Origin of the sequence: Streptomyces sp. NPDC046915 (assembly GCF_040644935.1) — a bacterium.
In the GTDB taxonomy this organism is placed as follows: domain Bacteria; phylum Actinomycetota; class Actinomycetes; order Streptomycetales; family Streptomycetaceae; genus Streptomyces.
Genome location: NZ_JBEYXB010000031.1, coordinates 1 through 19,326 on the forward strand (window position 1 = coordinate 1; position 19,326 = coordinate 19,326).

General features: G+C 67.0%; 18 protein-coding genes and 3 pseudogenes. 11 read left to right on the forward strand and 10 right to left on the reverse strand.

Translation table 11 applies throughout. The features are described 5' to 3' along the window. Window positions 1–242: 242 nt before the first annotated feature. From ABZ915_RS43705 to ABZ915_RS43715, 3 genes and pseudogenes are all read left to right on the forward strand, one after another. Window positions 243–1,343 (forward strand): annotated as a pseudogene (locus ABZ915_RS43705) (ISAzo13 family transposase); the annotation flags it as partial. A 117-nt stretch (window positions 1,344–1,460) separates the two neighbouring features. Next, window positions 1,461–1,835 carry a transposase family protein gene (locus ABZ915_RS43710; RefSeq protein ID WP_361815617.1) on the forward strand — a complete coding sequence of 125 codons (375 nt, stop codon included), beginning with the start codon at window positions 1,461–1,463 and terminating at the stop codon, window positions 1,833–1,835. 224 nt (window positions 1,836–2,059) lie between these two features. Beyond that, a pseudogene (locus ABZ915_RS43715) lies at window positions 2,060–2,239 on the forward strand (CGNR zinc finger domain-containing protein); the annotation flags it as partial. 65 nt (window positions 2,240–2,304) lie between these two features. Here the strand turns inward: ABZ915_RS43715 and ABZ915_RS43720 are convergent. Further along, a complete protein-coding gene (locus tag ABZ915_RS43720) occupies window positions 2,305–3,240 on the reverse strand; it encodes a helix-turn-helix domain-containing protein (RefSeq protein WP_361815426.1) in 936 nt (311 codons plus the stop codon). Between the two features lie 413 nt (window positions 3,241–3,653). Between ABZ915_RS43720 and ABZ915_RS43725 the strand changes: the two genes are divergently transcribed. Then, window positions 3,654–4,148 carry a hypothetical protein gene (locus tag ABZ915_RS43725; protein WP_361815429.1) on the forward strand — a complete coding sequence of 165 codons (495 nt, stop codon included), beginning with the start codon at window positions 3,654–3,656 and terminating at the stop codon, window positions 4,146–4,148. Window positions 4,149–4,234: 86 nt separating this feature from the next. Continuing rightward, window positions 4,235–4,636, forward strand: coding sequence for a hypothetical protein (locus tag ABZ915_RS43730; RefSeq protein WP_361815432.1), 402 nt, complete (start codon window positions 4,235–4,237; stop codon window positions 4,634–4,636). Here ABZ915_RS43730 and ABZ915_RS43735 read toward each other — a convergent pair. Next, window positions 4,633–5,325, reverse strand: a complete 693-nt coding sequence (locus ABZ915_RS43735; RefSeq protein ID WP_361815435.1) for an SDR family oxidoreductase — start codon at window positions 5,323–5,325, stop codon at window positions 4,633–4,635. The genes ABZ915_RS43730 and ABZ915_RS43735 overlap by 4 nt on opposite strands. Before the next feature lie 266 nt (window positions 5,326–5,591). Here ABZ915_RS43735 and ABZ915_RS43740 point away from each other — a divergent pair, with 266 nt between their 5' ends. After that, window positions 5,592–5,768 (forward strand): hypothetical protein, encoded by a 177-nt coding sequence (locus tag ABZ915_RS43740; protein ID WP_361815438.1) that lies wholly within the window; start codon window positions 5,592–5,594, stop codon window positions 5,766–5,768. Between the two features lie 132 nt (window positions 5,769–5,900). On the opposite strand, the gene ABZ915_RS43745 is transcribed toward ABZ915_RS43740, so the two are convergent. From ABZ915_RS43745 to ABZ915_RS43755, 3 genes are all read right to left on the reverse strand, one after another. Beyond that, window positions 5,901–7,199, reverse strand: coding sequence for an FAD-dependent monooxygenase (locus ABZ915_RS43745; protein WP_361815440.1), 1,299 nt, complete (start codon window positions 7,197–7,199; stop codon window positions 5,901–5,903). 1,539 nt (window positions 7,200–8,738) lie between these two features. Beyond that, window positions 8,739–9,620 carry a hypothetical protein gene (locus ABZ915_RS43750; protein WP_361815443.1) on the reverse strand — a complete coding sequence of 294 codons (882 nt, stop codon included), beginning with the start codon at window positions 9,618–9,620 and terminating at the stop codon, window positions 8,739–8,741. Window positions 9,621–9,655: 35 nt separating this feature from the next. Further along, window positions 9,656–10,432 (reverse strand): polysaccharide deacetylase family protein, encoded by a 777-nt coding sequence (locus ABZ915_RS43755; protein WP_361815446.1) that lies wholly within the window; start codon window positions 10,430–10,432, stop codon window positions 9,656–9,658. 458 nt (window positions 10,433–10,890) lie between these two features. Here ABZ915_RS43755 and ABZ915_RS43760 point away from each other — a divergent pair, with 458 nt between their 5' ends. From ABZ915_RS43760 to ABZ915_RS43770, 3 genes are all read left to right on the forward strand, one after another. Next, window positions 10,891–11,382, forward strand: a complete 492-nt coding sequence (locus ABZ915_RS43760) for a hypothetical protein (protein WP_361815449.1) — start codon at window positions 10,891–10,893, stop codon at window positions 11,380–11,382. A gap of 179 nt (window positions 11,383–11,561) precedes the next feature. Continuing rightward, window positions 11,562–12,281, forward strand: coding sequence for a hypothetical protein (locus ABZ915_RS43765; protein WP_361815452.1), 720 nt, complete (start codon window positions 11,562–11,564; stop codon window positions 12,279–12,281). Between the two features lie 427 nt (window positions 12,282–12,708). Then, the gene (locus ABZ915_RS43770; protein ID WP_361815455.1) at window positions 12,709–13,233 is read left to right on the forward strand and encodes an SHOCT domain-containing protein; all 525 of its coding nucleotides are present in this window, start codon (window positions 12,709–12,711) and stop codon (window positions 13,231–13,233) included. 218 nt (window positions 13,234–13,451) lie between these two features. Here ABZ915_RS43770 and ABZ915_RS43775 read toward each other — a convergent pair whose 3' ends face one another. Beyond that, on the reverse strand, window positions 13,452–13,817 hold the full coding sequence (locus ABZ915_RS43775; protein ID WP_361815457.1) for an STAS domain-containing protein: 366 nt from the start codon (window positions 13,815–13,817) through the stop codon (window positions 13,452–13,454). 163 nt (window positions 13,818–13,980) lie between these two features. Between ABZ915_RS43775 and ABZ915_RS43780 the strand changes: the two genes are divergently transcribed. Beyond that, the gene (locus tag ABZ915_RS43780) at window positions 13,981–14,463 is read left to right on the forward strand and encodes an ATP-binding protein (protein ID WP_361815460.1); all 483 of its coding nucleotides are present in this window, start codon (window positions 13,981–13,983) and stop codon (window positions 14,461–14,463) included. 11 nt (window positions 14,464–14,474) lie between these two features. Here the strand turns inward: ABZ915_RS43780 and ABZ915_RS43785 are convergent, their stop codons facing one another. From ABZ915_RS43785 to ABZ915_RS43800, 4 genes and pseudogenes are all read right to left on the reverse strand, one after another. Beyond that, window positions 14,475–14,612, reverse strand: coding sequence for a hypothetical protein (locus ABZ915_RS43785; protein ID WP_361815463.1), 138 nt, complete (start codon window positions 14,610–14,612; stop codon window positions 14,475–14,477). Continuing rightward, the gene (locus ABZ915_RS43790; protein ID WP_361815466.1) at window positions 14,602–14,805 is read right to left on the reverse strand and encodes a hypothetical protein; all 204 of its coding nucleotides are present in this window, start codon (window positions 14,803–14,805) and stop codon (window positions 14,602–14,604) included. Before ABZ915_RS43790 ends, ABZ915_RS43785 begins: the two co-directional genes overlap by 11 nt. A gap of 172 nt (window positions 14,806–14,977) precedes the next feature. Beyond that, entirely contained in the window at window positions 14,978–15,478 is a 501-nt protein-coding gene (locus tag ABZ915_RS43795; RefSeq protein ID WP_361815468.1) for a GNAT family N-acetyltransferase, read from the reverse strand. 130 nt (window positions 15,479–15,608) lie between these two features. Further along, window positions 15,609–15,772, reverse strand: a pseudogene (locus ABZ915_RS43800) (IS3 family transposase); the annotation flags it as partial. A 268-nt stretch (window positions 15,773–16,040) separates the two neighbouring features. On the opposite strand from ABZ915_RS43800, the gene ABZ915_RS43805 reads away from it, so the two are divergent. Further along, on the forward strand, window positions 16,041–19,244 hold the full coding sequence (locus ABZ915_RS43805) for a TIM-barrel domain-containing protein (RefSeq protein ID WP_361815618.1): 3,204 nt from the start codon (window positions 16,041–16,043) through the stop codon (window positions 19,242–19,244). Window positions 19,245–19,326: the final 82 nt, after the last annotated feature.

Here is a 19,326-nt window from a genome sequence, read left to right on the forward strand (position 1 = left end):
AACAAGCACCGCGCACGCGAACGCACCGTCGGGAAACAGGGCTAACCGGACCTCACCGCAACCATCACAAGTAGCAGAGCTGGATAAACGTCAAGGTTAGGGCTTGCCGGGAAAAAATCGTGGCTTCCAGCTCTGGGGATCGTTGTAGTGGTATGGGGAGACCGGAGGGGATCGAGGCCGTCCTGGCGGCGAAGTTCGAGACGTTGTTGCCGCATCTGGACGAACGTCAGCGCTGACTGGCCATAGGGGCCGAGGCACGGTCGCTGGGGCATGGCGGGATCAGGCTCGTCGCCCGTGCGGCCAGGGTGCGGGAGGGCACGGTCTCACGCAGGTTTGCTGAACTGGAGTCCGTTCAGGGCCCGTTGGGCCGGGTCCGCCGTGCACGCGGAGGCCGGAAGAGGGCGAGTGAGCTGGATGCGGGACTGCGGCCCGCGCTGCCGGCACTGGTCGAGCCCGACGAGCGGGGCGATCCGATGTCACCACTGCGCTGGACGACGAAGTCGACCCGGAACCTGGCAGCGGAACTGACCCGGCAGGGCCATAGCGTCTCCGCCGATACGGTCGCCGGCCTGCTGCGGGAGGAAGGCTTCAGTCTGCAGGCCAACGCCAAGACCGCCGAAGGCGCTCAACACCCCGACCGAGACGCCCAGTTCCGCTACCTCAACGAGCAGGCACGAGATCACCGGAACGCCGGAGATGCAGTGATCAGTGTGGACACCAAGAAGAAGGAACTGATCGGCAACTACAAGAACGCCGGGCAGGAGTGGCGGCCCGCCGGGCAACCCGTCCATGTCAAGACGCACGACTTCCCCAGCCAGGCCGAGAAGGCGATCCCGTACGGGATCTACGACACGACAGCGAACACCGGCTGGGTCTCGATCGGCACCGATCACGACACCGCGGCATTCGCCGTCGCCTCGATCCGCCGCTGGTGGCAGGCCCGCGGCCGGCACGACTGCCCCCCACGCCCGCAGGCTGCTGATCACCGCCGACGCCGGCGGCTCGAACGGCTACCGCACCCGCGGCTGGAAAAACCCGCCTGACCGACCTCGCCGACGAGAACCGGCCTGGAGATCACCGTGTGTCACCTGCCGCCCGTCACATCGAAGTGGAACAAGATCGAGCACCGGCTGTTCTCCCACATCACCACGAACTGGCGCGAAAGGCCCCTGACCAGCCACGAGGTCACGCTCCGCACCATCGCCGCGACCACCAGCCGCACCGGCCTGACCGTGCACGCCGAACTCGACGGCTGCCAGTACCCCACGGACATCCAGATCAGCGACGAGGCCATCGCCGCTCTGCCGATCACCCGGCGCCGCTTCCACGGAGACTGGAACTACACCCTCCACCCCGCAGACCAGCGATCATGTCCGGACCATCCCCAGCAGAACCGGCCGCCAGCCGACGGCTCTCATTCCCTCATGCCCGACGAACTGCAGCACCTTGAGCTGACCGGCATGACACACCTGCAGCTCAGCGACCTGATCAGCACCTTGATCCCCGGGCTGGAAGAGTCCCGCGAGCGAGCTCGCCACGCAGCCCGCGGCGGACCCCGCCGCGTCGCCCGCGGCACAGGCCGCAAACCCAGCCTCACGCCCGCAGACCAGATCCTGGTCACCATCCTCTACCTGCGAAAGCACAGTCTTCAGGAGCTACTCGGGCAACTCTTCAACACCACTGCCATGACCATCAGCCGGGCCGTCAAAGACGTCCGCCCGCTCCTGGAGGCCCACGGCGTCCACGTTCCCGCCTCAACAGCCCGATTGCGCAGCCCGGATGACATCACCAGATTCCTCGCCCCGGACAACCTCAAGATCGAATCAGCGTGTTGATTCCCGGCAAGCCCTAAGCCGGTCTCCTCCGGTGGCGCCGCCCACCGTGTGCCGGCCAAGCAGCACGGCCAGCTGGTTCCCGACCCAGACGAACGAGGCGAAGTCCGCAGCGATGCCAGGCTGTACGGGCTGTCCAGTCGCGTTCGACGTCCTCGCCGGAGCAGTCGAAGTCACCGTCCGTCAGGAGCACCGCTGACCGGGATGCCGTACTCCCCCAGCAGCGAATCCTCGCGGGCGAACGAGACGGAAGACTCGCCTTGTGCGCGTCGCCGACCTGCCAAGCCGCCTTCTTCGACACCGGCCAGAGCCGCACCCGTAAGTGGTGCGACATGAACACGTGACGGAACCGCCAGAAGAAGGCGCGCTTCCACGCCATCCGACGCAAAAGCCTCAGATCGGCGGAGCGATCCTTCAGGGGCCGAGAGGGCGAGGAGGTCACCTCGTCCGGCCTCCGGTTCGCCACACCGGATCAGCTTGACCGAGCGCCTTGCCCCCGGCGCAAGTCGTTGACGGTCACACCGAACTCATGCTTGAGCGCCCGTCCGAGGTGCTTGCTGTCCTGTACTCCCCATCGCGCCGCGATCGCGGCGGTGGAGATGTCCGGGGAGTCGGCATCGAGAAGATCCCGACGGATCCGCACCAGGCGTTCGTGCCGGACCCAGGCGGCGAAGGTCAGATCACAGCCCTTGAAGAGGGCGTGCAGGTGCCGTACCGAGATATGGTGGCGCCGCGCAACTCGTTCCGCGCTCAGGTGGCTGTCCTCGAGGTGGGCCAGCGTGTAGGCACGTATGCGGTCGAGAAGGTCACTGGCAACGGAAGCGCGTTCGGGGGTCGTGTCGGCGAAAGCGGCCAGAAGAAGTGCGGTGAGCGCGTCGGCCAGATAGGTACGTGTCACCCTCTGGCAAGGCAGATCCTCGTTGGCTGTCCAGAAAGCGTGGCTGAGGAGTCTGCCGATTCCCCCCTGAGTGGACAGGGGTAGCGCCGTGCGCCCGCTGATCGTGTCCGCATGCCTGCCGAGGTGTGTCCGGGGAACGCAGAGTACGGTCATGTCAATGGCGTCGGCGCCTATGAGCCGGTACGGCCGGGTGTTGTCGCAGGCAAAAATCTCGCCGGACTTCACCGACGTGCTTCGGTCATCCTGAATGGCCGTCACTGGACCGTGGTGGTGCAGATTGAAGTGCATCCACTCCACGTCACTGGACGTGATGCAGCGCCTGTCCCGTGTCACAGTCGCCGCGCCGGCCTGGATACGCGCGACGATCAGGGGCCCGATCTCCGCATGATCGACTACGGCTTCGAATGCCGGCCTTCCGGCATCGTTCACCCGCAACGGCGCGAACAGGGCCGAGGCAAGAGCCTCGAACGACTCGGTTCCTTCTAATCGGCAGCCTTCACGGTCTGTCATGCCCGTGCACCTCCAAGTCCCACTTCGGGGAACTTTACTTGCGTCCGCACGCGCTGTGCAGGAATTGGGGGGCCGCAGTGCGCGCAATGGTGCTCTCGGGGCGTGCATCCCGCATACGGTCGTCAAACGAGTGCCACACGCTCGGAATCCGCAGGCAGTGGATCTTGCGTCGTGGGCCGCGAAAGTCTGGAGGATCGCTGCTTGGTGGTGCTCCTGACAGGGTTCAAGCGAATCAGGGGGAACACATGCGACGGAGCGTCAAGTCAGGTTCTTGGGCGGCAGTGCGAAGTTCGGCCTCCTTGGCCAGCCGGTGGAGCGCGGCCACAGGGCCTGGAGACGAGCGGCACAGGCGCCGTCGGACGTGGGCGCGTGGCATCGTCGCCGGATCGGCGAGCCTGGGCGCCGTCTTGGCGATGTGCGGAACGGCCACCGCCGGCACGACGCCTGCGGGAAGCTCCGCTGCGCAAACCAGGGAACTGGGGCTGACCTCCGCGGAGGCTACGGCCCTGCAGAACCGGGTCGACGCCTACATCGCCAGCGTGGGCGGCACTCAGATCGCCGCCGACCGCATTCGGCTCGGCACGGGGGCCGTTCTGACGCTCGCCCTCCCGAGCACGGCCGGCGCGGACCGGGGTGAGGCCGCTCAGGTGGCCTCATATACATGCCGCTACGGGCATTTCTGCGCCTACAGCGACGTCAATTGGTCCGGTGACGTCATCGACATGTACCACTGCGCCGATTACAAGATCCCCTGGTTCGGCAACGGATCGTGGATCAACAATCAGACCCCGGGAACTCAAGCCGGATTCAAGGACAACGACTTCGTCGTCCGCTGGGCCGACCCCGGTGCCTATTCCTCGGACGACGTCGCCGACTGGTCGTGGGTCCATTACGTGAAGAACTGCTGACGCCCCCTCCCACATCCAGCTCTGAACGAGCGGGAAAAGCACCAACCGGTCCGCGACGACCATCGAGGCAAACAGGAGGAGAGATCGTGAAGTTACCGCATCCCATCGCCGCCGCCCTCGGCAGCGCCACTTTGATCGTCATGAGTCTGAGTGGCGCCGGCGCAGCCGGAGCGTCGGCCGCAACTGACGCTTACTACGGCTGCCCCGCAGGAGCAGTGTGCATCTACGCTCAGGACCCCGGAAAGGAGCCGACCGCCGATCCCGACCCGCACAGGATCACCAACATCTACTACAGCTACGGCGCTCACAACCTGAGCAATCAGTACGGCTACCACTGGGTCGCCAACAACCAGACTGGCGGCTCGAACGCCACTTACGATCTGTGCCGGGGTTACAACGGCGTCAACTGCACGTTCGGCGGCATCCCGCGCACCGCGTGGCACGACGACCTGACGCCCATCAACTCGATCGTCCTGAATCGGCCCTAGGTTCTGTCTCTTTGGTCAGCGTCGGGTCCAGCAAGCCGACGGGCCGGAGCTCGGTCAGCAAGCGTTTCGAAGAAGCCACGTGCGGGGGCGATCATCGGGGTCTCGGTGGCGCCGGGCATCACAGCGTTCACCCGCACGCCGTGGGGGCCGTATTCGGCAGCCCAGCTGCGCGTCAGCTGATCGATCGCGGCCTTGCTGGCTGCGTAGGCGGCCAGGCCGTCGATCCCACGGCCGCTGGCGATGCTGGAGACGCTGACGATCGCTCCATCGCCTCGGGCGGCCATGGCCGGGGCAAGGTGACCGGTCAGCAGATACGGGACCTTGACGTTGATCGCGAAAAGGTGATCGAACTCGGATTCCGTCGTCTTCGCGGTCGGGCCGAGGATCCCCGCGCCGGCACTGTGGACAAGTACATCGACGTGGCCGCCGGCGACCTCGGTCGCCCGCTGCGCCAAGTGGGCGGCCGAAGCTCCGTCATGCAAGTCGGCGGGAACGAAATGTGCCGTACCGTCCTGGGCCCGGATGTCTGAGACGATCTTCTCGCCTCGTGACCGATCGCGCCCGGAGACCACGACTACGAGACTGTCACGGGCCAAACGGAAAGCCACGGCCCGCCCGATACCACTGGTCGCCCCGGTGATCAGCGCAATGCGACCAGTCGGTTCTTGGGGAGTCATCCCGCGCTTCATTCTCGTTGACTGTCTGGCAGTTGACGCCGGGTTCACCCCTCACGACATCGTGCGTGGTTGGCGGTGAGGGCCGTGGAGACGGGTTGTTGGGCTGTTTATGGTGGGGAGCCGGGCACGTGCAGTGATCATTCGGAACCAGCAGGTCACGGGCTTGTCGCCAGAAGTGATCGCGGAACTCGTCACGGAGGTCGGTCGGTGTGGCACGAGAGCGGCACCAGGCCGTGCTGGCAGCACGCCCGCGGCGCCGGGCTGTTGGAGCCGGAACCATGCACAAGCTGGTCTTCACCGCGCTGGTGGGCCAGCCTCCCATGCGTTACGTGACCGGCTGGCGCCTGACCTGCGGGGCCTGGTTGCTCCGGGAGAGCGACGCCCCTCTCGCGACGATTGCCCGCCAGGTCGGGTACTCGACGGAGTTCTCGTCCCGAGGCCGGCTTCCGCCGTGAGTACGGCATCTCGCCCGGCCACATCCGCGATCTTGAGCGCGAAGAGAGAAGCGGCGCTGGGAGCGGCCCCGCATCCGGATGACGCCGCCGGCCTCGTCCTCGAAGCACAGCCGGGCCGGTGCGGCATCAACGTCAGTTGTGACTCCGCGCCGCGCTGTTGGCCGCGACGGCTCGTTCCAGCAGTGCGGGATCGGCCAGGGTGTCGGGGTGGCGCAGCATGTACCGGACGTCGCTGAACGCCTGCGCGATGCCTGCGTCGACGGCGGTCGCGCCGATCACCTGCTCCATGGCCCACCGCTGTTGACGGACGGCCTCGGGCACCTCGACATTGTTCTTCGCGTCCAGGCGGGCGGCGTCGCCTCCGGCGGATACCGTCCACGCTGCGTCCACCACCAGTTGCTGCAGGGCGAAGAACTCCGTGGCGGCCGACTCCAGGTCGGGCCCGCCGGTGAGGTAGGAGGACAGGCAGGAAGCGTGCAGCGCGGCGCAGCTCATGCCCTGGCCGTGCAACGGGTTGAACGACGCGACGGCGTCTCCCACGCTGACCAGGCGCGCGGGGAAGTGACGCAGTCCGGTGAAGTGCCTCCTCCTGCTGTCCGACTGCCGGTAGGTCGCTATGGCTCGGGTGAGGGCCCCGCTTGTGGCCTCCGCGAAGAGCGCCGGCAGCTTGGCGCAGCAGGCACGGAAGTCGTCGATCGTCCTGCCGGGCCGGTCGTTGTCATATCCCGCCAGTGTGACAATCCATTGTTCGCCGTCGATCGCGTTCACCACGGCGACGGACACCTCGCCCGAGTCGTACTGTGGCGTAAAGATGGCCACCGCACTGGTCTTGTCCAGGTCAGCGGCCTTCACGGGGCGTTCGAAAAGGGCGGTCGCGTAGTTGATGGGGGCCTGCAACCGCTCGAGCGGAGGCTGTTCGTAACCGTCCTGGCCGGCCCAGTCCGACAGCCTGCTGGAGCGCCCCATCGCGTCCACGACGAAATCGGCCCGCAGGACTTCCTCGGCCTTGTCCTCGACGTCCTCGACATAGCGGACAGCGCTGACGGCGCCGTCGTGATACCGCAGACCCGTGGCCCGGGCATGCAGGACTGACACGTTGGGCAGGGCTGTGACCCTTGCCCGGATGCGGGCTTCCAGGACGGGCCGGTAGATCCCCAGCCCCTCGCGGTCAGGACCGTTCGGTGCCTGCGGACGCCCGTCGACGGCGAAGGATCCTTGGTCGCTCCGGAGCACGGTCGCTCCCAGATCCTGCATCTCCCGGGTCAGGCCCGGGAACCACCGCTCGATCCACAGCACGATGGCCGGCAGCAGCCCGTGCAGATGCTGATCGTGAGGCACGCCCGGACGTGACATGCCGTCCGTCGAGACCTCGTCGCGCTCGACGATGACGACCTGGCGTGCGTGGTCGGAAAGCACCCGTGCCGTCAGCAATCCAGCGATGCTGCCCCCCAGTACGCAAGCTGTGCCGAGCAGGACACGGCCGTCGGCGGGTGGCGCGGCCCCCACGAGCCCTTCAAAGGCAGAAACCGCGGACTCAGGCATAGGTGTACTCCCAATGGGTCGTTAGAAGAATTGATGCGCTCGTCATGATGCGCGGGGCACGCACCTGTTCGGTGCGACATCGGCTGCAACGCTCAAGGCATGGATGGTCGAGTGAAAGTGACCTGCTTCCGCCGATCGCCACACGGCGAAACGCATCGAGAATTGATCCGCCTCTGATGCAGCCGTGGATGTCGGCGAAGACAGGGCAGTGTCTGTCTGGGCCGAATCGGATGCGGCATACGCCGCGGACTGAGAAACGCCCGGCCCCCCAAGGGGTGAAAGGACGGCTGCTCCTCCCACACCAAATTGTGTCGCCGTCCCATCATTTCTCTTTACCTGATCGGCCGGGTTGTCGCCCGCTCCGCCGCCTGTCGGGGTGGTGATTCCCCCACTACCTCTCCAACGGTGGTCTCCACAGCGGGACTCCACAAGACCATCAGGTCCGGAATAAACCCGCCAACCCCGGGAATTATTCACGCGGCCAGTAGGTGTGGGGCTGCGTCAGGCGGGTCCAGCATGGCGATGGACGCCAGACGATCCGGGCCTTCCTGTGCAGGGAAGCGCTCGTCCTCGCGAACCACTCCCCGGGTATGCATGATGCAGTCCTGACCACGGTAAATGCGGGGTGCATACGGCGCCAGGACGCTGAATCAGCATCAAGCATCGGTGACCAAGACTGTTACAAGTCGGCATCCGGCACCCGCCTTCGACGGATGTGGGCGACGGGGGTTGCGGCACACCCACTGGAAAGGGCGGCCGATTCTTTCCAGTAGATTCACCGCCATGAATACGGAACGGAGGAACGACGTCACTGGAACTGCCAACGAGGAGGAGCTCTCGGCCAATTGGGGCCGATGGGGCGCGGATGACGAGCCGGGCGCGCTCAACCTGATACCCGAGGAAGGCCCGGGCCAGGGGCGCCGCGGAGGCCCGTACCGGACGAGCGGTCTCGCTGGCCCAGCAGGTGATGCAGTACACCGGAGGTGCACCCGCCGACGGCGGACATCATGCTGGTGACCAACCATCACGTACGCTCGACCCACCTCGACGCCCTGGGGCACCAGATCCTGGACGGCCAGGTCTACCCGGGGCGTCCCCTCGCGGAGAGCGTGACACCGGCCGGTGTGCGGCACGGTTCCACGACGGCGTTCGCCGCCGGGATCGCCACCCAGGGTGTCCTGCTGGACCTGGCCTTCGAGGGCCCGCTGCCCGAGGGGCACCCGATCACCACTTTGGGTGTAGCTGTGTCACGCCCGGTCGGATCACCTATTCCGCGGTGCCCGAGCTACTGGGGGGATCCGTGGCCTCCACTTCGCGCAGCCTCCAGACGAGACCTGTCTCTTGCATCCGACGCCACAGAGACCGCTGCGGGGGATCGACGTCCGGAGAGCTATCCAGCCATTCACGGGCGTCCTTCAGACGGCAGAGTCAGAGGGCGGGGTGGGGCAGTGCGGATGGGCCGGACGGGGAGCCCCCGGACCCCAAAGAGCCGTTGATGCTGCCGTTGAAGGCGATCAAGCCGGTCTCGTTTCGCCGCCGTCTCATCAGGGACACGGCGGGTGGTAAGGCAGTCCTGCAACGTACTGCTTCCACACGGTCCTCGTCAGAACATGACCGGTTTATGGCACATATGTGACGGATTGCGCGACCGGCGTCGAGAATCCAAATGCGGACTGCGCCTTGTTCAGCGCCCGTGGCGAGGGTCTGGCTATCGGGACTGAACAGGAGGCTGTCCACGAAGGATGCCTGCCCGGCGAACGAGTGCCCCCTGCCTGAGGGGCGGAGTGGATCGCCGGTGTCCCACAACTGGATCTCGCCCTCGGAGGTTCTGATGGCCAGGCTTCGGCTGTCAGGGCTGACAGCTGCACCATCGACAGATCCGTCGGCCTGGAACGGCGTTCCGAGCGGCTGCGGTCGAGGTGGACGGGTGATGTCCCACAGCCGGATGGTTCCCTCCTGCGAGCCGACTGCCAGATAGTGACCGTTTGGTGCGAAAGCCACAGCACTCCCATGAAGGGTGCGGCCACGCCTGACGGGGTGGGTGGGATTGCTCATGTCCCAGAGGTGGATGCCGTCTGCGCCGTCGCTCGTTGCGAGCATGCGTCCGTCAGCGCTGGGTGTCAGGTCTGCGACGTCAAGCTCTTTCTCAAGGAGAATGCCGGTTCCTGCGGGGCGTGGCCGGGACGGATCGGCGATGTCCCAGATCCGGGCCCGGATGCCGTCGTCTTGGGCTGTCCCGGTGTATCCGTCCTTTCCTTCCGCTCGTTGCTCGTACGTGATCAGTGTGTGTCCTTTGGAGCCGAAAGCCATGGCGCCGACGTCTTGCCAGTCAGGCAGTCAGGCAGTCACCTGTAGATCTTGCCGGGCTCGGCCTTGGCCGGAGCGAGCAGTTGGGAGACGGTCACGAAGGTGTAGCCCTGCTTGCTGAGCGCCTTCAGGATGGAAGGCATGGCCGGCACGGTGCCCTTGTGCAGCGGGTGGAGCAGGATGATCCCGTCGCGGCCGGCGCCCGCGAGCACGCGCTTGGTGATCAGCGCGGAATCGTCCGTCTCATAGTCCTTCGCGGTCACCGTCCACAGCACCTGCGCCATCCCCAGTTCCTTCGAGACCTTGGAGACGCGGTCGTCGGTACGGCCCTGGGGCGGGCGCATCAGCGTCGGCTCACTGCCGGTGATGCTGGAGATGGCCCGTGCCGTGCGGCGCAGCTCGTCGCGAATCTGCGCATCAGAGACATCGGTCAGCACCGCGTGCGTCCAGGTGTGGTCCCCGATCTCGTGACCGTCCTTGGCGATCCGCCGCACCACATTCGGGTACTTGTGGATGCGCCGGCCCTCAAGGAAGAACGTCGACGGCGCCTTGTACTCCTTCAGGAGGTCCATCAGCCGGTCGGTGGGTTCGCCCGGGTTGCCGTCGAAGGTGAGCGCGATGCACTTGGTCTTCCGACAGTCCACCTGCCCCGGCGGTACGCCTGCTCCAGACGCGGCCCGGTCACGTTCCTCGCGTGGGGAGAGCGTCTCCATCTTGTTCGCCTGGATGACCATGACGACGGTCACCGTCACGGCCACCACCACGGCCAGGGTCAGGAGTATGAGTAGGCGAGGCCGCCTCTTCAGAATCTTCACCCCAAGGAGAAGATTTCAACGCCGGAAGGGTTGCCCAGCGACCTCGATAGTGATGCAGGACACGTGTGCGCAGGGCGTTTCAAGCGAGCGGCGGCGCCACCTCGGCCGCGATCTGCTTCAGCGCCTCTCCGACATGCTCGGCAGCCGACAGTTGTGCTGGTGTGCCTCCCGCCGGGCAACAGCGCGCTGCTGCGGCCGCCAGGCGGGTCACCTCGGCTTCCGCCTCCGCGAGTTCCGTGCGCAGCTACTCGACCCGGTCCGCCAGCACGACCCGCCGCTGCATCACCCACGTCAACACCGCGGACCAGTACGGCGGCGGTGTTGTCGGCGTTCGTGAGTCGATGTTCGCCCCACCTGGCTTCATGACATGCCCCGCGTTCCTTTACATGCTCACCACATCTATACTCCGATCGCGCTGTCAAGCGCAGCCGAAGTAAGTGTCTGGAACATGAGGGAACATGGCTCGATCTGACAACCGCGGTGACACGGAGCTGGGATGCGCCGTCCTGCTCGGTCTCATCCTCGTCGGCGCGGTCTGCTGGCTGGTGTACCAGGCCGTCCTATGGGTCGTCGCGGAATGGCGTTGGGCCTGGTTCGCCGGGTGCGCCATGGCGGTGCCCTGTGCCGCGTACGCGATCGTCCGAGCCTGGGGTGAGGAGCGGCCCTTCGTTCCGTCCCGTCAACTCGAGGCGTGGGGCACGGCGGTGGCCACGGCGCTCACCGCGGCCGCGCCGCTCGTTGTGCTGATGAAGGGGTGGCCGACCGCGGTCGTCGCCTTGCTGATCGCCGCCGGCAGTGCGGCGGCGGTCACGTACGTGCCCTGGTGGGACGGCTTCAGGAAGACGGCCGCCACTGCCGTCCTGGATGGGGCCCCGTCGGCCGAGGACGGAGTTTCTGGGGCCGACAACGGCGACGCACTGCCCGCCGTAGCAGCATCCCCGACGAAGTGATGTCTTTCGGGCGACGCTTGTCCTCTTCACCGCCGCCCCGGCCCCGTTCGACCGGACCATGCTCCCCGAACGGGGAACGGCCGCACCGCCGAACCCCAGACACCGAACCCCGAACCGACCGCCGACTTCCGGACCGGGCCCACCCGACCGACCCGTCCCAGCGCACCTCTGGAGCCCGCGTGTTCCGCATGTCCTTCCCGCCGCCCGGCCGTCAGCGCCGCGTAGGCACCCTGCTCGCCGTCGTATGTGTCAGCACACTGGTGATCGCCCTCGGCGAGCCGTCCGGTGATGACACAGCCACGGCCACGTCGGCGTCAGCTCGCCCGCCGTCCACCGCCCGGCCCTCCACCGCGCCGGAGGTCTCGCCCTCCCCGCGGTCCACCGCGCCCGCCCGCAGGACACCGGCACAGCGGCTCGACATCCTCGGGCGGGCGAAGAAGTGGAATCTGTCGGGTTCGTCGGCGTCGGAGTTCGCCCAGGATGCGTGCGACATGGCGGACGAGACGGACAGCAGGCCCGACCTGGCGGGTGAGAGCGTGGCGCAGGCCCTCGCGATGCGCACGGCGTCCGCGGACTCCGGCAAGGACGCACTGCGTGCAGGCATACCGGTGCTCTGCCCGAAGTGGACCAAGGCCCTCAAAGCGAGCTTGTCCGGCCAGTACGACCGCTGGATCACGGACGACACCTACGACATCGGCACCGAACCGAGCCAGATACCTCCGGGCACCTACAGGACCGCGGGTGACATATCCGACTGCTACTGGGAACGCACCGCCGCCAATGGAGATGTGATCGACAACGGCCTGGTCACAGCGGCGCGCAGGATCACGGTGCACATCAGCGCTTCCGACAGCACGTTCACCTCGGACAACTGCGGTGTGTGGACGCCGATCCACTGACCACCACCGGCATCCGCCACCGGCGTCCGAGGCCGACAGCGGCCCCATCGATCAGCAAGGAGCCACGGTGACCCTGCCGTCGCGTATCGGTCCGTACGCGCCCCTGCACCCCATCGGTGCGGGAGGCACGGGCGCCCTCCACTTCGCCTGTCACTCGGGCACCGGTGAGCCGACCGCAGTGAAGACGATCAGACCCGAGTCCGCCGGTGACGCCGCCCTTCGGGCCGCGTGCCGCACGGCACCTGACCGCAACGCACAGCCACGGCACAGGCCGGTGGTCACCACCGTTCCGCAACATCCGCCTTGGCAGGCACGCACCGCCACACCAGAACGCTGCCGTCAGGCCAGCCGTACAAGCCTCACCTCTCACCAGGTTTCCAGCCGCAAGCGGCACGCAGCACTCCGCTTTGACACACAGGAGCACCACATGAACAGCACTGCGCTTATGACGTTCAAGAGCCACATCGAGGGCAAAAACGCCGATGTGTCCATCTATCACGACCGGATTGAGTGGGTACGCGGCCGTGGCGTGAGCGGCAAGAAGCTCACTGCGGGGCTCCTGACCGGCGGTATGTCGCTCCTGGCAACCGGCGTCCGTGACTCCAAGGCGGGCACGGAGATGATCCCGGTGAAGAACATCTCGAGTGTGGTGACCAAGCGGGACGGCTTGATGTACACCAAGGTCGTGGTAGTCGCGTCAGGCAACACCATTGACTTCCGCGTGCCGCACGAGTCGGCGCCCGGAATCAAATCACTTCTGACCGACTTGGTGCTCGGCAACGTCCCCGCGCCCGGGCACACTCCTCCCCCGCCTGCTCAGCCGTCAGCCCCCAGTTCCCAGGCGGGCAGCGCCGTCGAACAACTGCAGCAGCTCGCACAACTGCGAGATGCCGGCATCCTGACCGAGGAAGAATTCGCGACCAAGAAGGCCGAGATCCTCGCTCGGATGTAAAAGGCCCGCCCCACACCTCCTTGGGTTCTGGTGGTCGTCGCAACACCCCAGTTCAGGGGTCGCGACGGACTTCCAGATCCGAAAGGTCCGAAGCCCTCAAGGGCGTAAGAAGCTCTCTGCGGAGCGGGCTGCGTCCTTCGGGCTCAAGCAGCAGGGGCTGAGCACGCGCCCGGAAATCCTCAAGCCCCGCCTACGCCACCGGCGCGGTCTGCGCAGCGTCAGGGGTTCAAGGCGTGGTGGAGGGTGGGGTAGCAGTCGATGATCTCGTCGAGTCCGACGAGTTGCATGGTGCGCAGCACGTGCTCGGTCGGGCCGGCCAGGCGGAGCCAGCCGTCGGCGTCGTGGGCAGCGTTGTGGGCGGCGATGAGGATGTTGATGCCGCTGGAGTCCATGAACGTCACCCCGCTGAGGTCCACCACGATCCGCGGGATTGCTGTGCCCTCGGGGAGGCTGAGCGCGTGGCGCAGAGGGCTGCCGGTGTGGTGGTCGATCTCGCCGCGCACCGTGATGACGTGGGCGTCGTCGATGGGGGTGAAGATGATCGTCAGACCGTCTGGTCCTGCTGCCCCGCTCTTGTCTGCCACAGTTCCCTCGACACTCGGTGACTCCGGTCGGCGGTTTCCCCGCCGTAGGCTGGATGGATACTACGGGGACTTCCTTGGCATGGCTGCGCCGAGTGGGGCATGCATGCCCGGGGCGATTGCGGGTATGCGCGGGCGTGTGAACGGGGTGGCGAAGGCGGTGGGGGTGGAATCAGTGCCTCTCGGTGGGGACGGCCTCATAGCCCCGGACCGGGAGCCCAGGCAGGTGTCCGCCGCGCTGGACGGCGACGGGACGTGCATCGCCGAGGCCCGTCATCTCGCGGCCCGTTTCCTCACACAAGTCCAGGCGGAGCACGGGATACCCGTCTCGTCGCGTGCGCTGGACCTCACACAGCTGGTGGTCAGCGAACTGGTCACCAACGCCCGCAAGTACGCCCCCGGCCCTGTGCTGCTGGATCTGCGCGTCACCGGCGCGGTGGTGGAGGTGGTGGTGTGGGACAGCGACCCGGTGCTGCCGGTGGCCCGGGCCGCCGATGCGGGCCGGGTGGGCCAGCACGGGCTGGAGATCGTGATGGCTGTCGCCCAGGGCTTTGAGGCGCAGCGGGAGCCGGTCGGTAAGCGCATCACCGCCCGTATCGCGCTCCTGGACGAACCGGGCGGCAGCATCGCCGGCCGTCGCCCCGCCTGATCCCGCCCCGTTCACCTCCTGCGGGCGAGGGCAGCGTCAAGTTCGGCCAGGACCGTCTCGGGCAAGGCTGCGCCCTGCGCGTGCTTGATGATCTGCTCGGCGATCGAGGACAGCTTGGTGTTGGTGTGCTGTGAGACCTCACGCAGCACGGTGAATCCGTCCTGCGGACTGATTACCCGCCATCATCACCAGGGCCCCGATGACCTGATCGACGACCGCGTGGGAGGCGACCGCCTGCTGCAACTGATCGTTTTCCGCCCGTAGCCGCACGACCTCCTGCACGAGATCGTCGTCGCGGGCACCGGCACTGGGTTCTCGGCCAGGATGCCGGGGGGAGGCCATGCGTATCACCGTCGGTGTCAGCGGAACGGAGACGCATGTTCACCTGCCCCGCCTCCCGCTCCCGCATCCCTACGCCACGGCAACATCACCGCTAGATGACTGAAAAGCAGCCACAGTCCGACCTCGCCCCGACGCTTGCTCGGTCGCGTTCAAGCGGCCGAAGCGTGCCCTCTCACGGCAGAGAGCGTGTGAGCCAGACCAGTTCGCCACGGTCGTCTGCCGAGACGTGGTCGCGCTCGAACCCCAGCTTTTCCAGGACGCGAAACGACGGTGCATTCCACGTACGCACCGTCGCCCACAGCCGCTTCCGCCCAGTCGTGATCGCTGCATCGAGCACCGCGGTGGCCGCCTCCGTCGCATAGCCCTGTCCATGTACTCGGCTGAACAACTCGTACGCGATCTCAGGCTCGTCGACGGAAGCCCGGCCAACGGTGAGCCCGCAATACCCGATGAAGTCGCCCACGTCGTGGCGGTTGATGACCAGCAGAGCAAGCCCCGTCAGCGCCGGCGAAGCAAGCTGAGCGTCAATCACCCGCCGGTTGTCCTCCACGGACGGGATTCCATCGCCCCGCTCGGCAGCGAGCCAGCGATGGTCGTCGGCATCGGACTCCGCCCACGGACGCAGCGTCAGCCGAGCCGTTTCGAGGTGGAGCGGCATCGGCGGATACGGCATGGCGACACTCCAACGATGCTCTGCCCGCACAGCCGAGTGGCACCGGAACTCATCAACGGTGAGAGGTCCACAGTCGATGAACGCCACGAGCGTTCGGACGGCCGGTCGAGTTCGGCTGCGAAGAAGGCCGAGCCCGCTTGACCCAGGTTCGCACCGTCTCGGCGGCACCAACGCCCGGCTTCGCCGCGACCGCCTTCATCGCGGCCCACTCGGTCGGGAGGTGGGGCGGATCTCCGTGACCATGCGCACCGCACGCTCACGAAGCTCGGGGGGGCAGAGGGGCGGACGGGCCATGACTCGATCTGAACCCTCAAGACGAATCTGAGGTGACATCGTTGCACGGCCTCTTATGGGCACCACGGTCAAGGACGTACTCTCGCGCCACTGCACCAGTTTCCAACGATGTAAGTACGGGGGTGCGTTGGGACCGGCGCAAGCAGAGGGCGCGTCAGCCGACAGATACGGAAACGGAGTTGATATGACTGCCGCATCGAGGAAGCGACGGCTCAGATCCATACGGCGGCAGGTAGGCACGACCGCGGCCCTCGCGCTCGCCGCCGCCATGACGCTGATGGGCGCCGGCCCCGTGTCGGCCGGCAGCTCACACGATCACAGCACTCCCACCGTCAGGTCGGGGGACGCGCGCTTCGAGATCCTCTCGTCGACGCTGATCCGTACTGAGTACGCGGGCGACGGGAAGTTCACCGATGACCCGACTTTCAACGCTATCGGCCGCAGCGGCTTCGCTCCGGCCGACTACACGGCCACGATGTCCAGCGGCTGGCTGGTTATCAGGACGAGCGCGCTGACCCTGCGCTACCAGGTCGGTTCCGGGCCGTTCAACGCCCGCAACCTCTCGGTGCACTTGGCGGCGGACGGTAGTCCGGTGACAGCCGCCCCTTGGCAACGGCTGACCTGTGAGATCGGCGCGCTGTGCGAGGCGGAGAACCTTCAGCTGAACGGGCTGTCGGTGGCCTCGGATCACGTCGGCCACACCGGCACGGGCTTCGCCGCGGGATTCGAGGGCACCGGCAGCTCGATGTCCTCTGACATCGATGTCAAAGACGTCGGCGCCTACCAGTTCGACCTGCGCTATGCCAACTCCCGTGGTGGGGACGGCCAGACCCGCACCCGCACACTGGCCCTCTCAGTGGACGGCGGCGTCCCGCAGACGGTGTCCCTGCCGACCACGGCCGACTGGAACACCTGGAGCCTGGCCACCGCGAGCCTCGACCTCACCGCGGGCCACCACACGATCGCCCTGACCCGGACCGCGTCGGACAGCGGGAACGTCAACGTCGACAGTGTCGCCCTGGTCCGCCCCGGTGATGCGTACCCGCCGGTCGCCAGCACCGCGATCACCGACTGCCTGCTCGGCACGAGCTGCGAGGCGGAGGCCGGGCGGATCGACGGCACCGCGGTGAGCGCAATGGACCACAAGGGATACGCGGGCAACGGCTTCGTCGCCGAGCTGAACAAGGGGTCGAGTCTGACCACGCATGTGGTCGGCGTTCCGGCCGACGGCACGTACACCCTGCGCGTGCGCTACGCCAATGGCACCGGCGGCGACGGTCTCCACCAGACCCGCACCGCCTCCGTCACCTCCGGCACCGCCACCGAAGCCTTGACGCTGCCGCCGACAGAGGACTGGGACACCTGGAAGACAGCCTCCGTTCCGATCGCCCTGAAGTCGGGCGAGGACGACGTCACCCTCGGCTGTCCTGAAGCAGCGAGCTGCCACGTCAACCTGGACACCGTCTCCGTGGCCGCGACGAAGCAGGCCGCGCCGGCGCCGCACCTCGCGCTCGGTGGCTACCGCCGGGGCCTGGACGGCGTGAGCGGCGACGGCCGCGCTCCGGCAACCACCCCCGGCCTGCTCAACCAGGACGGCTGGTACCTGCTGGACGACACCCCGTCTGCGTTCTACGACAGCGCGTCGAAGAAGGTCACGCCCCGGCCCTCACACGGTGGCGCGCCTTACCAGGACGGTTACGTCTTCGGCTACGGGCACGACTACAAGCAGGGACTTACGGACCTGGCGACCCTGACCGGGCCTCCGCAGTTGCTGCCGCAGTGGGCGTACGGCGTGTGGTACTCGGAGTACATCGACCGCACCGCGGCCGACTACGAGGACACGATTCTTCCCGCATTCCGCTCCGAACACGTGCCGCTGGACGTGCTGGTCACCGACACGGACTTCAAGGCCGTGAACAGCTGGAGCGGTTGGGAGATGGACCACGGCAGATTCCCCTACCCGAAGGGGTTCTTCGACTGGGCGGCCGCACAGGGGCTGCACAACACACTCAACGTGCACCCGAGCATCCTCGCCTCAGACCCCCAGTTCGCCCAGGCGCAGACCACGGCCAAGGGCAAGCTGACGAAGGGCGGTTGTGCCTCCGCCGCTTCGGTCGACGACAACTGCTACACCTTCGACTTCGGCGACCCCGACCAGCTCAAGGCGTACATGGACCTGCACCGGACCATGGACAAGCAGGGCAACGACTTCTGGTGGCTCGACTGGTGCTGCGACTCCTCCCAGTCGTCGCTGCAGGGCGTCACACCGGACGCGTGGATCAATCAGCAGTACGCCACCCTCACCGGTGAGACCAACAGCCGCGGGTTCGTCCTCTCCCGCGCGTACGGCTCGCTCCAGGCCGGCGGATACAGCGGCCAGCAGGCGCTGCCGACCGGCCCCTGGGCGGACAAGCGCACCACCGTGCACTTCACCGGCGACACCGCCTCCACCTGGGGCACACTGAAGCTGGAGGTCGGCTACACGCCCGGGGAGTCCGCCGCGACGGGGATGGCGGCCATCACCCACGACATCGGCGGGCACAACGACACGACGGGGCTGACTGGTTCGGAGACGTACACCGACGGCGGGCAGACCCGCACCACGCACAAGCTCCCCGACGACCTGTATGCGCGCTGGGTGCAGTTCGGCACCTTCCAGCCGATCGACCGGCTGCACAGCAACCACAGCGACCGGTTGCCCTGGCAGTACGGCACACAGGCGCGGCACTCGGCCGACAAGTTCTTCAACCTCCGCGAGAACCTGGTGCCGTACACGTACTCGCTGGCCGAGGAGGCGAACCGGACCGGCGTACCGATCGTCCGTCCCACCTACCTGGAGTATCCGAACGAAGCGCAGGCGTACCAGACGGCCGACAGCGAGTACTTCTACGGCCCCGATGTCCTGGTCGCCCCGGTGACGACGCCGGGGACGACGGCGACCACCACGGTGTGGCTCCCGCCCGGCCAGTGGACCGACTACTTCACCGGCAAGACCTACCAGGGCGGCACCACCCAGGACATCGCCACCGGTCTGGACACCATGCCGGTGTTCATCAAGGCCGGCGGCATCCTGCCGACCCGCACCCATGACGTCACCGACAACGACCGCAATCCGCTCACCGACGTCACCCTGACCGTCGCCTCCGGCGCGCCGGGGTCGTACCGTCTGTACGAGGACGACGGAACCACCGCGCAGAAGGGACACAGCGCCACGACGACCGTCCGGTACGAGCGCAAGGGCTCGCGCCACACCGTGTCGATCGGCCCGGCGCGGGGCTCCTTCCACGGGCAGGTGAAGAACCGCCAGTGGACACTGTCCCTTCTGGGAACGACCCATGAGCCCACCGGGGTCACCGCGACCGGTGTCCGGATATCCCCGCGCGACTACCACTGGGACAGCTCCACCGGGACGCTCACGATCACCCTTCCCCGGCACACCGTCCACCGCCCGATCACCGTCACCTACCAGTAGGCGACTCGGAGGTGGCGACGGTCTGTCTGGAACTCGCTTCCGGGCAGACCGTCACGCCACGGGTCGAGCCATACCGTTGGTC